We start from the raw sequence: 15028 nt of genomic DNA on the forward strand, positions 1-15028 counted from the left end.
TCAAAACAAAATAGACTGGCCTCGCCGAGGCAGCCGCTCGTCGTCTGCCCGCAGGCCTGAGGAGATAGCAAGATGCCCAAGGTCGGTATGCAACCCATCCGCCGCCAGCAGTTGATCGAAGCCACATTGCAGGCAGTCGATCAGGTCGGACTGGGCGATGCCAGCATTGCGCTGATTGCCCGTTTGGCCGGTGTGTCGAACGGCATCATCAGTCACTACTTTCAGGACAAGAACGGCCTGATCGCAGCGACGATGCGCCACATCATGAACATGCTCAACGAGGGTGTGATCGCGCGTCGTCAGGCACTCACGGACGACAGCCCGCGTGCCCACCTGAAGGTGATCATCGAAGGCAACTTCGATGCGAGCCAGGTGAATGGCCCGGCAATGAAAACCTGGTTGGCCTTCTGGGCCTCCAGCATGCACCAGCCGTCTTTGCACAGGTTGCAGCGGATCAACGATCACCGTCTGTATTCCAACCTGTGCTGCCAGTTCCGCCGCGTCCTGCCGCTCTACCATGCGCGCAAGGCTGCCCGCGGGCTGGCAGCCCTGATCGACGGCCTGTGGTTGCGTGGCGCCCTGTCGGGGGATGCATTCGACACCGACCAGGCGATACGCATCGCTTACGAATACATGGATCTACAACTGGCGAAACAGCAGTCCCTGGGCACAACCGACCAGGCCTCTGAACAGCCGCGCGCAGCGACCAGCCAACCGGCAGGAGCGTGACGCGGCAGCCAACCACACACTGCACTTGCGAGGACACTATGGCCCGTTTCGGAACGCAAAAACTCTACATTGATGGCGCTTACGTCGACGCTGGCAGCGACGCCACCTTCGAAGCCATCAACCCGGCCACCGGCGAAGTCCTCGCCCATGTGCAGCGCGCGACCCAAGCCGACGTCGAAAAAGCCGTCGAAAGCGCCGAACGCGGCCAGAAAGTCTGGGCGGCGATGACCGCCATGCAGCGTTCGCGCATCCTGCGCCGCGCCGTCGATATCCTGCGCGAGCGCAACGACGAGCTGGCCATGCTGGAAACCCTGGACACCGGCAAGTCGTACTCCGAGACCCGCTACGTCGACATCGTCACCGGCGCCGACGTGCTGGAATACTACGCAGGCCTGGTACCGGCCATCGAAGGCGAGCAGATCCCGCTGCGCGAATCGTCCTTCGTCTACACCCGCCGCGAGCCGCTGGGCGTGACCGTCGGTATCGGCGCCTGGAACTACCCGATCCAGATCGCCCTGTGGAAATCCGCCCCGGCCCTGGCCGCCGGCAACGCGATGATCTTCAAGCCGTCGGAAGTCACCTCGCTGACCACCCTGAAACTGGCCGAGATCTTCACCGAAGCCGGCCTGCCGAATGGCGTGTTCAACGTCCTGACCGGCAGCGGCCGCGAAGTCGGCACCTGGCTGACCGAGCACCCGCGCATCGAGAAAGTCTCCTTCACCGGCGGCACCACCACCGGCAAGAAAGTCATGGCCAGCGCCTCCAGCTCCTCGCTGAAGGAAGTGACCATGGAACTGGGTGGCAAGTCGCCGCTGATCATCTGCGACGACGCCGACCTGGACAAGGCCGCCGACATCGCCATGATGGCCAACTTCTACAGCTCCGGCCAGGTCTGCACCAACGGCACCCGCGTGTTCATCCCAGCTGCGATGAAAGCCGCCTTCGAAGCCAAGATCGCCGAGCGCGTCGCCCGCATCCGTGCCGGCAACCCGGAAGACGAGAACACCAACTTCGGCCCGCTGGTCAGCTTCCAGCACATGGAAAGCGTGCTGTCGTACATCGCCAAGGGTAAAGAAGAAGGTGCCCGCGTACTGTGCGGCGGTGAGCGTCTGCTGGACGGTGACTTCGCCAAGGGCGCGTTCGTGGCCCCGACCGTGTTCACCGACTGCACCGACGACATGACCATCGTCAAGGAAGAGATCTTCGGCCCGGTGATGAGCATCCTCAGCTACGAGACCGAGGAAGAAGTCATCCGTCGCGCCAACGACACCGAATACGGCCTGGCCGCCGGCGTCTGCACCAACGACATCAGCCGCGCCCACCGCATCATCCACAAGCTCGAAGCGGGCATCTGCTGGATCAACGCCTGGGGCGAGTCGCCGGCCGAAATGCCGGTTGGCGGTTACAAGCAGTCGGGCGTCGGCCGTGAGAACGGTGTCAGCTCGCTGGCTCAATACACTCGCATCAAGTCGGTCCAGGTCGAGCTGGGCGGCTACAACTCGGTTTTCTAAACCCCGTTTAGCCACGCCCGTGCCCTCGCGCACGGGCGTTTCCGCTCCCTGACCACCGCCAACGAGGGTACTTTTCATGTCCCAAGAATTCGATTACATCATCGTCGGTGCCGGCTCGGCCGGTAACACCCTGGCCACCCGCCTGACTGAAGACGCCAGCGTCACCGTGCTGCTGCTGGAAGCCGGTGGCCCCGACTACCGCTTCGACTTCCGCACCCAGATGCCAGCCGCCCTGGCCTTCCCGCTGCAGGGTCGCCGCTACAACTGGGCCTACGAGACCGATCCGGAGCCGCACATGGACGGTCGCCGCATGGAATGTGGCCGCGGCAAGGGCCTGGGTGGCTCGTCGCTGATCAACGGCATGTGCTACATCCGTGGTAACGCCATGGACTTCGACGGCTGGGCGGAACTGCCAGGCCTGGAAGACTGGACCTACCTGGACTGCCTGCCGTACTTCCGTAAAGCCGAAACCCGCGACATCGGCCCGAACGACTACCACGGCGGCGAAGGCCCGGTCAGCGTGGCCACGCCGAAAGCCGGCAACAACCCGCTGTTCCACGCCATGGTCGAAGCCGGTGTGCAGGCCGGTTACCCGCGCACCGAAGACCTCAACGGCTACCAGCAGGAAGGCTTCGGCCCGATGGACCGTTCGGTGACCAAGAACGGCCGTCGCTCCAGCACCGCCCGCGGCTATCTGGACCAGGCCAAGAAGCGCCCGAACCTGACCATCGTCACCCACGCCCTGAGCGACCGCGTGCTGTTCGACAACAAGCGTGCCATCGGCGTGACCTACCTGGTAGGTGACAGCGAAGAGCGCGTCGAAGCCCGCGCGCGCAAGGAAGTCATCGTTTCCTCCGGCGCCATCGCCTCGCCGCAGCTGCTGCAGCGTTCCGGCGTCGGCCCGCGCGCCCTGCTGGAAAGCCTCGATATCCCGGTGGTCCACGACCTGCCGGGCGTCGGCGAGAACCTGCAGGACCACCTGGAACTGTACCTGCAGTACGCCTGCACCCAGCCGGTGTCGCTGTACCCGTCGCTGCTGTGGTGGAACCAGCCGAAAATCGGCGCCGAGTGGCTGTTCAACGGCACTGGCATCGGCGCCAGCAACCAGTTCGAGGCCGGCGGTTTCATCCGCACCCGTCCTGAGTTCAAGTGGCCGAACATCCAGTACCACTTCCTGCCGGTCGCGATTAACTACAACGGCTCCAACGGCGTGAAAGAGCACGGCTTCCAGGCGCACATGGGCTCCATGCGCTCGCCGGCCCGTGGTCGCATCCAGGCCAAGTCGAAGAACCCGCGCCAGCACCCGAGCATCCTGTTCAACTACATGTCTACCGAGCAGGACTGGCAGGAATTCCGCGACGGCATCCGCCTGACCCGTGAAATCATGGCCCAGCCGGCGCTGGACGCGTTCCGTGGTCGCGAGATCAGCCCGGGCGCCCACGTGCAGACCGATGAAGAGCTGGACAAGTTCATCCGCGAGCACGCCGAAACCGCCTTCCACCCGTCCTGCTCGTGCAAGATGGGCACCGACGACATGGCAGTGGTCGACGGCGAAGGTCGCGTGCACGGCATGCAGGGCCTGCGTGTGGTCGACGCCTCGATCATGCCGCTGATCATCACCGGCAACCTGAACGCCACCACGATCATGATCGCCGAGAAGATCTCGGACAAGATCCGTGGCCGCAAGCCGCTGCCGCGCAGCACCGCCAAGTACTACGTGGCAGGCGATGCACCAGTGAAGGGCAAGCCGATGCGTGAAGTGAAGCAGGCCTGACCGGTACCTGTGGAAGCGGGCCTTGCCCCGCGATGGCGTAGGATCTGGCGACGCCACTGTCCTGACGGGCGCCATCGCGGGGCAAGCCCACCCACAGCTTCACGCAACACCTGAAAAGGCACCTCTCGAGGTGCCTTTTTTCATATGCAGAAACGCTTTACAGCCTGCCAATTCATCAGGTTAGAATCGATTGGCACGTGACCTGCTAGTTCATGCTGCAAGTCTTATTTCCCGCTGTCCCGGAGTACCTGCCTTTGGATGCGAGCACCATAAACAGTCTGTTCCTGATCGGCGCGCTGCTGGTCGGGGCCAGTATCCTGGTCAGCTCGCTGTCATCGCGCCTGGGCATCCCCATTCTGGTCATCATCCTCGCGGTCGGCATGCTCGCCGGGGTCGATGGTGGCGGCATCATCTTCAACAACTACCCGACCGCCTACCTGGTGGGCAACCTGGCGCTCGCCGTGATCCTGCTCGACGGCGGCCTGCGCACCCGAGTGGCGAGCTTCCGCGTGGCGCTGTGGCCGGCCCTGTCGCTGGCCACGGTCGGCGTGTTGATCACCACCGGTCTGACCGGCATGGTCGCCGCCTGGCTGTTCGACCTGAGCCTGATCCAGGGCCTGCTGATCGGCGCCATCGTCGGCTCCACCGATGCCGCGGCGGTGTTCTCGCTGCTCGGCGGCAAGGGCCTGAACGAACGGGTCACCGCCACCCTGGAGATCGAGTCGGGCAGCAACGACCCGATGGCGGTGTTCCTCACCGTCACCCTGATCGACATGATCGCCAGCGGCCAGACCGGCCTGCACTGGAGCCTGCTCACCCACCTGCTGCGCGAGTTCGGCATCGGCGGGCTGATGGGCCTGGGCGGCGGCTGGCTGATGCTGCAACTGGTCAACCGCATCAACCTGGCCAGCGGCCTGTACCCGATCCTGGTGGTGGCCGGCGGCCTGGCGGTGTTCTCCCTGACCAACGCCCTGCACGGCAGCGGCTTCCTCGCCGTGTACCTGTGCGGCCTGGTGCTGGGCAACCGGCCGATCCGCAGCCGCCACGGCATCCTGCACATGCTCGACGGCATGGCCTGGCTGGCGCAGATCGGCATGTTCCTGGTGCTCGGTCTGCTAGTCACGCCCCACGACCTGCTGCCCATCGCCCTGCCGGCCTTGGGACTGGCGCTGTGGATGATCCTGGTGGCGCGCCCGCTGTCGGTGGTGGCCGCCCTGCTGCCGTTCAAGGCCTTCCATGGCCGCGAGAAGGGCTTCATCAGCTGGGTCGGCCTGCGTGGCGCGGTGCCGATCATTCTGGCGGTGTTCCCGCTGATGGCGGGGCTGCCCCAGGCCCAGCTGTTCTTCAACCTGGCCTTCTTCATCGTGCTGGTGTCGCTGCTGGTGCAGGGCACCAGCCTGCCGTGGATGGCCAAGCTGCTGAAGGTCACGGTACCGCCTGACCCGGCGCCGATTTCCCGCTCCGCGCTCGAAGTACACGTCACCAGCGAGTGGGAGCTGTTCGTCTATCGCCTGGGCGCCGAGAAATGGTGCATCGGTGCCGCCCTGCGCGAGCTGAAGATGCCCGAGGGCACACGCATCGCCGCGCTGTTTCGCGGCGAGCAACTGCTGCACCCGTCGGGCAGCACCGTGCTGGAAGTCGGCGACATGCTCTGTGTGATCGGCCACGAACATAACCTGCCGGCGCTGGGCAAGCTGTTCAGCCAGGCGCCGCAACGTGGCCTGGACCTGCGTTTCTTCGGCGATTTCGTCCTCGAAGGCGATGCCGAGCTGGGCGCGGTGGCCGCGCTGTACGGCCTGAAACTCGATGGTCTGGACGCAAAAATGCCGCTGGCGCAGTTCATCCGACAGAAGGTCGGAGGCGCTCCAGTAGTAGGTGACCAGATCGAATGGCACGGCACGATCTGGACCGTCGCCGTCATGGACGGGAACAAGATCCAGAAAGTGGGCGTCAGATTCCCCGAAGGTACCCGCCCCGGACCCGGGCTGTTCCTCTAAACTCCGATTTGCCGCGTAACACAAGAACTCTGCCTATGTCCCTGCGTGACCATTGCCGCACAGCCCTGCTGGGGCTGTGCCTGACCTTCTCGTTCGCCGCCGGCGCGGTGGAAATCCCGACCACCCCGGGCATCCAGAGCAGCCTGAGCAAGATCGCCGAGCGCAAGCTGCCGGAAACCGAGCAGAAAGCCGTGCAGCAGGTGCTAGAGCAGACCCTGGCGCTGCTCAACGCCCGCGACGACAGCGAAAAGAAACTCGAAGCCCTCAAGCAGCAGCTGGCCAACGCGCCCCAGGAAATCCGCGACAGCCAGCGCGAGCTGATCAAGCTCAAGGCCAGCCCCACCCTGCCGGTGGCTCAGCGCTATGCCAGCCTGACGGTGCCCCAGCTCGAGCAGATGCTCAGCGAGCGCAGCACCCAGCAGGGTGACCTGCAGAAGGCGCTGTCCGAAGCCAACAGCCTGATCATCAATTCACAGACCCGTCCTGAACGCGCCCAGGCCGAGATCAGCAGCAACCAGATCCGCGTCCAGCAGATCAACAACAGCCTCAAGAGCGGCAAGGACAACGGCAAGTCGATCAACGCCGACCAGCGCAACCAGCTCAACGCCGAACTGGCCTCGCTCAACGCCCTGACCCTGCTGCGCCGCCAGGAGCTGGCCGGCAACAGCGTGCTGCAGGACCTGGGCAATGCCCGCCACGACCTGCTGATCGAGCGTGCCACCCGCCTGGAACAGGAAATCCAGGACCTGCAGACGCTGATCAACGAAAAGCGCCTGGCCCAGTCGCAACAGACCGTCACCCGCCAGTCGATCGAGGCGCAGAAGGCCGGCGGCAGCAACCTGCTGGCCACCGAGAGCACCGCCAACCTGCAGCTGTCCGACTACCTGCTGCGCAGCACCGACCGCCTCAACGAGGTAACCCAGCAGAACCTGCGCACCAAGCAGCAGCTCGACAGCCTTACCCAGGCCGACCAGGCCCTGGACGAGCAGATCAACGTGCTCAAGGGCAGCCTGCTGCTGTCGAAGATCCTCTACAAGCAGAAGCAGGCCCTGCCGCACCTGAAGGTCGACCGCGACCTGGCCGACCAGATCGCCGATATCCGCCTCTACCAGTTCGAGGTCAACCAGCAGCGCGAACAGATGAGCAGCCCGTCCAACTACGTGGACAAGCTGCTGGCCAGCCAGCCCGAGGAAGACGTCACCCCGCAACTGCGCAAGGCCCTGCTGGAAGTGGCGATCACCCGCGGCGACCTGCTCGAACGGCTGAACCGCGAACTGTCGGCGCTGCTCAACGAGTGCATCACCCTGCAGCTGAACCAGAAGCAGTTGCTGAGCACCGCCCAGAACCTGCGCACCACGCTGGAAGAGCAGATGTTCTGGATCCCCAGCAACAAGCCGCTGGACTGGCAGTGGCTGCGCGAAGTGCCCGAGCGCCTGACCTACCAGGTGGCCAGCCTGCCGTGGGGCGCCGGCATCAAGGAGCTGGGCGACGGCCTGGTGCAGCAGCCGCTGCTGTTCCTGCCGCTGATCCTGGTGATCGGCGCCCTGCTGTGGCGGCGCAAGGCGCTGTACCGACGGCTGGGCAAGGTCCACCAGGACATTGGCCACTTCAAGCGCGACAGCCAATGGCACACGCCCCAGGCGATCCTGATCAACATCCTCCTGGCCCTGCCGGTGGCCCTGGCCCTGACCCTGGGCAGCTACGCCCTGCAACTCGACGCCCGTGGGCAGAACGCCAACCTCGGCGCCGCCTTGTGGCAAATCGCCCAGGCCTGGCTGGTGTTCTACACCGCCTACCGCATCCTCGCCCCGGGCGGCGTGGCCGAGATCCACTTCCGCTGGCACAAGCCGCAGGTCGAGTTCCTGCGCGGCTGGGTACGCCGGCTCGGCACCGTGGTACTGGCCCTGGTTGGCGTGGTGGCGGTGGCCGAGCACCAGCCGTCGGCCCTGGCCGACGACGTGCTGGGCATCGGCGTGGTGCTGACCTGCTATGCGCTGATGGCCTGGCTGCTCAGCCGCTTGCTGCTGAGCAGCCCGGCGCACCAGAACACCTCACTGTTCCGCAAGGCCGTCGGGGTGGCTTTCACCGCCCTGCCCATCGCGCTGTTCGTGGCGGTGTGCTTCGGCTACTACTACACCGCCCTCAAGCTCACCGACCGGCTGATCTACACCCTCTACCTGCTGCTGTTCTGGCTGGTGATCGAGGCCGCATTCGTCCGTGGCCTGTCGGTGGCGGCGCGACGCCTGGCCTACCAGCGCGCCCTGAGCAAGCGCCAGGCGGCCAAGGAAGGGCTCGACGGCGAGGTGGTGGTCGAAGAGCCGACCCTGGACATTGAGCAGGTCAACCAGCAGTCCCTGCGCCTGATCCGCCTGGCCCTGCTCGGCGGCTTCATCGGCGGGCTGTACTGGGTATGGGCGGACCTGATCACGGTATTCGCCTACCTCAACAACATCACCCTTTACGAGTACAGCAGCGGCACCGGCGCGGCGGCCAGCATGGTGCCGATCAGCCTCGGCGACCTGCTCGGCGCCATGGTCATCGCCGGTATCGCCGTGGCCCTGGCCAGCAACCTGCCGGGGCTGCTCGAAGTGCTGGTGTTGTCGCGCCTGAACCTTGCCCAGGGCAGCGCCTACGCCATCACCACGTTGCTGTCCTACGTGATCGCCGGCGTCGGCATCGTCAGTACCCTGGCCACCCTCGGGGTCAGCTGGGACAAGCTGCAATGGCTGGTGGCGGCCCTGTCGCTGGGCCTGGGCTTCGGCATGCAGGAGATCTTCGCCAACTTCATCTCCGGTATCATGATCCTGTTCGAGCGCCCGGTGCGCATCGGCGACACCATCACCATCGGCAACCTGTCCGGCACGGTGAGCAAGATCCGCATCCGCGCCACCACCATCACCGACTTCGACCGCAAGGACATCATCGTCCCCAACAAGACCTTCATCACCGGCCAGCTGATCAACTGGTCGCTGACCGACACGGTCACCCGGGTGACGCTGAAGCTGGGCATCGACTACGGCTCGGACCTGGACCTGGTGCGCGACCTGCTGCTCAAGGGCGCCCACGAAAACCCGCGGGTGCTCAAGGACCCGGAGCCGCTGGTGTACTTCCTCAACTTCGGCGAAAGCTCGCTGGACCACGAGCTGCGCATGCACGTGCGCGACCTGGGCGACCGCAACCCGACGCTGGACGAACTGAACCGCTATATCAACCGCGAGTTCAAGGCGCACAACATCAAGATCTCGGTGCGCCAGGTGGAGGTGTTCCTGATGGACCCGAAGAACGGCAAGCAGCAGTTGATCCCGATGGACAGCAAACCGGACAGCATCCCGCCAAGCTGAGTGGACGCCAAGGGGCATGCACCCTGACAATGTCCTACCGCATCGCGGGGCAAGCCCGCTTCCACACTGCTGCGTGGGAGCGGGCTTGCCCCGCGATCATTCCAATCGCGGAGCCGGCCTGTGAGAACCCTTGACCACCTGACCTTCGACAACCGCTTCGCCCAACTCGGCGATGCCTTCTCCACCCAGGTCCTGCCCGACCCGATCGCCGATCCACGCCTGGTCGTCGCCAGCGAATCGGCCATGGCCCTGCTCGACCTCGACCCGGCCCAGGCCGAGCTGCCGGTGTTCGCCGAGCTGTTCAGCGGCCACAAGCTCTGGGAAGAGGCCGACCCACGGGCGATGGTGTATTCCGGGCACCAGTTCGGCTCCTACAACCCGCGCCTGGGTGACGGCCGCGGCCTGCTGCTGGGCGAGGTCCTCAACGATGCCGGCGAGCACTGGGACCTGCACCTCAAGGGCGCCGGCCAGACGCCTTATTCGCGCATGGGCGACGGTCGCGCCGTGCTGCGCTCGTCGATCCGCGAATTCCTCGCCTCCGAGGCCCTGCACGCCCTGGACATTCCCAGCAGCCGCGCATTGTGCGTGATCGGCTCGAGCACCCCGGTATGGCGCGAGGCCCGCGAGAGCGCCGCCATGCTCCTGCGCCTGGCCCAGAGCCACGTGCGCTTCGGCCACTTCGAATACTTCTACTACACCAAGCAACCGGAACAACAGCGGGTGCTGATCGACCATGTGCTGGAGCAGCACTACCCCGAGTGCCGCGACGCCGAGCAGCCCTACCTGGCCATGTTCCGCACCATCGTCGAGCGCAACGCCGAACTGATCGCCCGCTGGCAGGCCTATGGCTTCTGCCACGGGGTAATGAACACCGACAACATGTCGATCCTCGGCATCACCTTCGACTTCGGCCCCTACGCCTTCCTCGACGACTTCGACGCCAACTTCATCTGCAACCATTCCGATGACCGGGGCCGCTACAGCTACGCCAACCAGGTGCCGATCGCCCACTGGAACCTCAGCGCGCTGGCCCAGGCCCTGACAACAGTGATCGAGGTCGAGCCGCTGAAGGAGGCACTGGGGCTTTTCCTGCCGCTGTACCAGGCGCACTACCTGGACCTGATGCGCCGCCGCCTGGGCCTGACCACGGCCGAGGACGACGACATGGCGCTGGTCGAACGTCTGCTGCAGTGCATGCAGCGGGGCGGCGTGGATTACACCCTGTTCTTCCGCCACCTGGGCGAGCAGCCCGTGACCGAGGCCCTGCAGGTGGTACGGGAAGACTTCATCGACCTGCCCGGCTTCGACGCCTGGGGTGCCGAGTACAAGGCGCGCTGCGCGCGCGAAGCGGGCAATGCAGAAGGGCGCCGCGAGCGCATGCATGCGGTCAACCCGCTGTACGTGCTGCGCAACTACCTGGCGCAGAAGGCCATCGAAGCCGCCGAGGCGGGCGACTACAGTGAAGTGCGGCGGCTGCACCAGGTGCTGGGCAAGCCGTTCGAGGAACAGCCCGGAATGCAGGCCTATGCCGAACGGCCGCCGGAGTGGGGCAAGCACCTGGAGATCAGCTGTTCGTCATGAGCCCCGGGGCGGCCCTTTCGCGGCACAGCAGCCCCAGCAATATCAAGGAGATAAAATGTCCGAACCCCTGGTAATCCCCTGCCCCCACTGCAACGGCCTCAACCGCCTGCCCGCCGAGCGTCTGGGCGACAGCCCCAAATGCGGCCGCTGCAAGCAGGACATGCTGCTCGCTCAACCCTTCGAGCTGAATGAGAGCACCTACGCCGCCCAGATCAAGGGCGACCTGCCGTTGCTGCTGGATGTCTGGGCCGACTGGTGCGGCCCCTGCAAGAGCTTCGCCCCGGTGTTCGAACAGGCCGCGCGCCAGCTCGCCGGCCGCTGCCGCCTGGCCAAGCTAGACAGCGAGGTCAACCGCAATCTCGCCGCCCAGCTCGGCATCCGCTCGATCCCCAGCCTGATCCTGTTCAGGAATGGCCGCGAAGTGGCTCGCCAAGCCGGCGCGTTTCCACTGCAGTCGTTGCTGGAGTGGCTGCGCAGCCAAGGGGTTTGAGGGGATCGCATCAGGGCTGACAGGTGCTAGGCGCTGAAGATCTTTCGGCGCCCCCCCTGCAAGCCCTCAGGCGCTGCGCTCCAGCAGATCATGCAACTCGACGAACTGCTGGGTCAGCTTGTGCCGTGGCTCCAGGTGGATCAGCGGCAGGCTGGCATGATGGGATTCGCGCATCTTCACCGAACTGCCCAGGTACACCGGCAGCACCGGCAGGCCCTCGGCCAGCAGCTCATCGAGCATCTGCTGGGGCAGGCTGGCCCGTGACTGGAACTGGTTGACCACGATGCCCTCGACCACCAGCTCGTCGTTGTGGTCTTCCTTGAGTTCGTCGATCTCGGCCAGCAGGCCGTACAGGGCCTGGCGCGAGAAGCTGTCGCAGTCGAAGGGAATCAGCACGCGATCGGCGGCGATCAGTGCGGAAACAGCATAGAAATTCAACGCCGGCGGCGTGTCGATGTAGATCCGCTCGTAGTCTTCGTCCAGCTCGTCGAGCAGTTTGCGCAGCTTGTTGATCTTGTGCTTGGCCTCGAGCTTGGGCTGCAGGTCGGCCAGTTCCGGGGTGGCGGTCACCACGTGGAGGTTGTCGAAGGGGGTTTCGTAGATATCGACCTTGTTCTTCTTGGCGAACGGCCCGCTGGACAGCGACTGCTTGAAGAAGTCGGCGATGCCCATGGGGATGTCGTCGCCGGTCAGGCCGGTCAGGTACTGGGTCGAGTTGGCCTGGGCATCCAGGTCGATCAGCAGGGTCCGATAGCCTTCACTGGCACTGACCGCCGCAAGATTGCAGGCAATGCTCGACTTGCCCACGCCACCTTTCTGATTGAACACCACGCGCCGCATGTCAGACCTCCGTGTATCAACGAATGCCCGAGTATGTGGCCAGCGCAGCGGTTTAGCCAGCACCTTCGGGCTGTTCCAGCCCGGTCAGCAGGGCGATGAAGGCATTGGCCATGGCCGAGCCGGGCGCCTCGCGACGCACCAGCCACACGGCGGTCATCGCCTGCTCATCCAGTAGAGTGCGATACACCACGCCTTCGATGCGCATGCGCTGGAACGAGGCCGGCAACACCGAAACGCCCAGCCCCGCCGAGACCAGGCCGATGATGGTCATCGCCTCACCGGCTTCCTGGGCGAAATGCGGGCTGAAACCCGCCTGGCGCGCCAGGCTCAGCAACTGGGCATGCAGGCCACTGCCGTAGCTGCGCGGGAAGAATACGAACGGCTCGTGGGCCAGGGCCTGCATGTGCACACCTTGTTCGCTGCCAATGGCCAGCGGGTGCGATGCATTGAGCACGGCCACCAGGGGTTCGCGGAACAGCTCGGTGCAGGCGATCCCTTCCGGCAAAGGCATCGGCCGCATCAGGCCGATTTCGATGGACTCGTCGAACACCGCCTCCACCACTTCACGGCTGCTCATTTCCTTGAGGTTGAGGTGCACTGACGGATAGCGCTGGCGGAAGGCACGAATCGCTTGGGGGATCCGCGAAGTGAATGGTGCCGACGAGGTGAAACCGATCTTCATCTCACCCAACTCACCCAGCTGCGCTCGCCGTGCCACATCGGCGGCCTTCTCCACTTGCGCCAGCACTTGGCGCGCCTCCTCGAGGAACAGCCGCCCGGCCTCGCTCAACTCGACCCGGCGGTTGGTACGCTCGAACAGGCGCGCCCCCAGTTCCTGCTCCAGGGCCTGGATCTGCTGGCTCAGCGGAGGCTGGGAGATACCCAGGTGCTGGGCGGCACGACCGAAATGCAGCTCCTCGGCCACGGCGATGAAATAGCGCAGGTGACGCAGCTCCATGATCGACTCCGAATAGGTCGTAAAACATCTTAAACAGGTCGAACAATATATTGGATCTAATTATTAGCCAGCTATATGCTTTTTTCATCGCAGCACCGGCCCCAGCGCCCGAGGTACCCTCCGTGAGATCCGCCGCAGTCCCCCTGCCTGCCGAACCCGAACCTATCGTCAACGATATCTGGATCGAGAAAGGCTCCCCCGCCTTCATGAAGACCGTGCTGGCCCTGTTCAGCGGTGGCTTCGCCACCTTCGCCCTGCTGTACTGCGTGCAACCGATGATGCCGCTGCTGTCCCAGGAGTTTTCCATCAACGCCGCACAGAGCAGCCTGGTGCTGTCGGTGTCCACCGCGATGCTGGCGTTCGGGCTGCTGGTCACCGGGCCGATCTCCGACCGCGTCGGGCGCAAGCCGGTGATGGTCTTCGCCCTGCTCTGCGCCGCCCTGTCGACCTTGGCCAGCGCGGTGATGCCGAGCTGGGAGCTGGTACTTGCGACGCGCGCCCTGGTGGGCCTGTCGTTGAGCGGCCTGGCGGCGGTGGCGATGACCTACCTGAGCGAAGAGATCCACCCACAGCACATCGGCCTGGCCATGGGATTGTATATCGGCGGCAATGCCATCGGCGGCATGAGCGGGCGCCTGATCACCGGCGTACTGATCGACTTCGTCAGCTGGCATACGGCAATGCTCACCATCGGCGGGCTGGCTCTGGCAGCAGCCCTGGTGTTCTGGAAGGTGCTGCCCGAATCGCGCAACTTCCGGCCCCAAACGCTGAATCCGCGCAGCCTGCTCGACGGCTTCGTCATGCACTTCAGGGATGCCGGGCTGCCCTGGCTGTTCCTCGAGGCCTTCCTGCTGATGGGCGCCTTCGTCACCCTGTTCAACTACATCGGCTACCGCCTGTTGGCCGGGCCCTATCACATGAACCAGGCACTGGTCGGGTTGCTGTCGGTGGTGTATCTGTCAGGGATCTACAGTTCGGCGCAGGTCGGCGCCCTGGCCGACAGGCTGGGCCGACGCAAGGTGTTCTGGGCCAGCATCCTGGTGATGGCCGGCGGCCTGCTGATGACCCTGGCCAACCCGCTGGCGATGATCATCGTCGGCATGCTGGTGTTCACCTTCGGCTTCTTCGGCGCGCACTCGGTGGCCAGCAGTTGGATCGGCCGCCGGGCGCTGAAGGCCAAGGGGCAGGCTTCGTCGTTGTACCTGTTCTGTTACTACGCGGGGTCGAGCGTGGCGGGGACGGCGGGCGGGGTGTTCTGGCACCAGTGGGGTTGGAACGGCATCGGGCTGTTCATCGGCAGCCTGCTGACGGTGGCGTTGCTGGTGGCGGTGCACTTGAGCAAATTACCGCCGAAGACTTCCTGATTGCTGGGGCTGCGCAGCAGCCCCAAAATCTCCGATCAGTTGACGATCTCGACGATATCCACATCCACCTCACGGCTCATCAGGTGCTTCTCCACCTCGCCGGTCAGCTTGACCTTGGTCTTGTCGTTGAACGGCGTTGGCGGCAGGTCTTCGTCGTCGATCTCGACGGTGATGGTGCCGGTGTTGTCCTTGAACTCGTACTTGTCGTCGTTGTTGATCTTCTTGGTCACGAAGCCCTGCAGCACCACCGGGGTGTCGTCGGCGGCATCGTTGGCGGCGGCGACCGTGGTCACGGCCTGGGCGCCGGGGCCGGTGTAGCCGGCGGCCAGGGCGGCGGTGCTGAACAGTGGGGCGAGGATCAGGGGCAGGTAACGGGCTTTCATGGTGATCGGGTCCTGTTTGCGTTTTGATGGCCCCAGATTACCGACGATCGCTGAATTGAA

Annotated in this window: 11 protein-coding genes; 8 read left to right on the forward strand and 3 right to left on the reverse strand. The window is 64.8% G+C overall.

Annotated elements, in window-relative coordinates:
• The first annotated feature begins 72 nt into the window (after positions 1–72).
• The 7 genes from betI (at position 73) to trxC (ending at position 11423) form a co-directional block, all read left to right on the forward strand.
• A complete protein-coding gene (betI, locus tag V0R62_RS08305) occupies positions 73–729 on the forward strand; it encodes a transcriptional regulator BetI (protein ID WP_028688420.1) in 657 nt (218 codons plus the stop codon).
• A gap of 38 nt (positions 730–767) precedes the next feature.
• The gene (gene betB / locus V0R62_RS08310; RefSeq protein WP_046853877.1) at positions 768–2240 is read left to right on the forward strand and encodes a betaine-aldehyde dehydrogenase; all 1473 of its coding nucleotides are present in this window, start codon (positions 768–770) and stop codon (positions 2238–2240) included.
• A gap of 76 nt (positions 2241–2316) precedes the next feature.
• Entirely contained in the window at positions 2317–4014 is a 1698-nt protein-coding gene (betA, locus tag V0R62_RS08315) for a choline dehydrogenase (RefSeq protein WP_186732485.1), read from the forward strand.
• Between the two features lie 254 nt (positions 4015–4268).
• Positions 4269–6011 carry a potassium/proton antiporter gene (locus V0R62_RS08320; protein ID WP_186711977.1) on the forward strand — a complete coding sequence of 581 codons (1743 nt, stop codon included), beginning with the start codon at positions 4269–4271 and terminating at the stop codon, positions 6009–6011.
• Positions 6012–6046: 35 nt separating this feature from the next.
• Positions 6047–9352, forward strand: coding sequence for a mechanosensitive channel MscK (gene mscK, locus V0R62_RS08325; protein WP_330103385.1), 3306 nt, complete (start codon positions 6047–6049; stop codon positions 9350–9352).
• Positions 9353–9472: 120 nt separating this feature from the next.
• Positions 9473–10933 carry a protein adenylyltransferase SelO gene (selO, locus tag V0R62_RS08330; RefSeq protein WP_330103386.1) on the forward strand — a complete coding sequence of 487 codons (1461 nt, stop codon included), beginning with the start codon at positions 9473–9475 and terminating at the stop codon, positions 10931–10933.
• A 55-nt stretch (positions 10934–10988) separates the two neighbouring features.
• Positions 10989–11423 (forward strand): thioredoxin TrxC, encoded by a 435-nt coding sequence (gene trxC / locus V0R62_RS08335; protein ID WP_330103387.1) that lies wholly within the window; start codon positions 10989–10991, stop codon positions 11421–11423.
• A 66-nt stretch (positions 11424–11489) separates the two neighbouring features.
• Here trxC and V0R62_RS08340 read toward each other — a convergent pair whose 3' ends face one another.
• Both V0R62_RS08340 and V0R62_RS08345 read right to left on the reverse strand, forming a co-directional pair.
• On the reverse strand, positions 11490–12263 hold the full coding sequence (locus V0R62_RS08340) for a ParA family protein (protein WP_028688427.1): 774 nt from the start codon (positions 12261–12263) through the stop codon (positions 11490–11492).
• 52 nt (positions 12264–12315) lie between these two features.
• The gene (locus tag V0R62_RS08345) at positions 12316–13221 is read right to left on the reverse strand and encodes a LysR family transcriptional regulator (RefSeq protein WP_330103388.1); all 906 of its coding nucleotides are present in this window, start codon (positions 13219–13221) and stop codon (positions 12316–12318) included.
• Between the two features lie 122 nt (positions 13222–13343).
• On the opposite strand from V0R62_RS08345, the gene V0R62_RS08350 reads away from it, so the two are divergent.
• Positions 13344–14585, forward strand: a complete 1242-nt coding sequence (locus V0R62_RS08350) for an MFS transporter (protein WP_330103389.1) — start codon at positions 13344–13346, stop codon at positions 14583–14585.
• Positions 14586–14620: 35 nt separating this feature from the next.
• Here V0R62_RS08350 and V0R62_RS08355 read toward each other — a convergent pair whose 3' ends face one another.
• Positions 14621–14968, reverse strand: a complete 348-nt coding sequence (locus V0R62_RS08355; RefSeq protein WP_330103390.1) for a YgiW/YdeI family stress tolerance OB fold protein — start codon at positions 14966–14968, stop codon at positions 14621–14623.
• Positions 14969–15028: the final 60 nt, after the last annotated feature.

Source organism: Pseudomonas carassii (assembly GCF_036324045.1).
Classification (GTDB): Bacteria; Pseudomonadota; Gammaproteobacteria; order Pseudomonadales; family Pseudomonadaceae; genus Aquipseudomonas; species Aquipseudomonas peradeniyensis.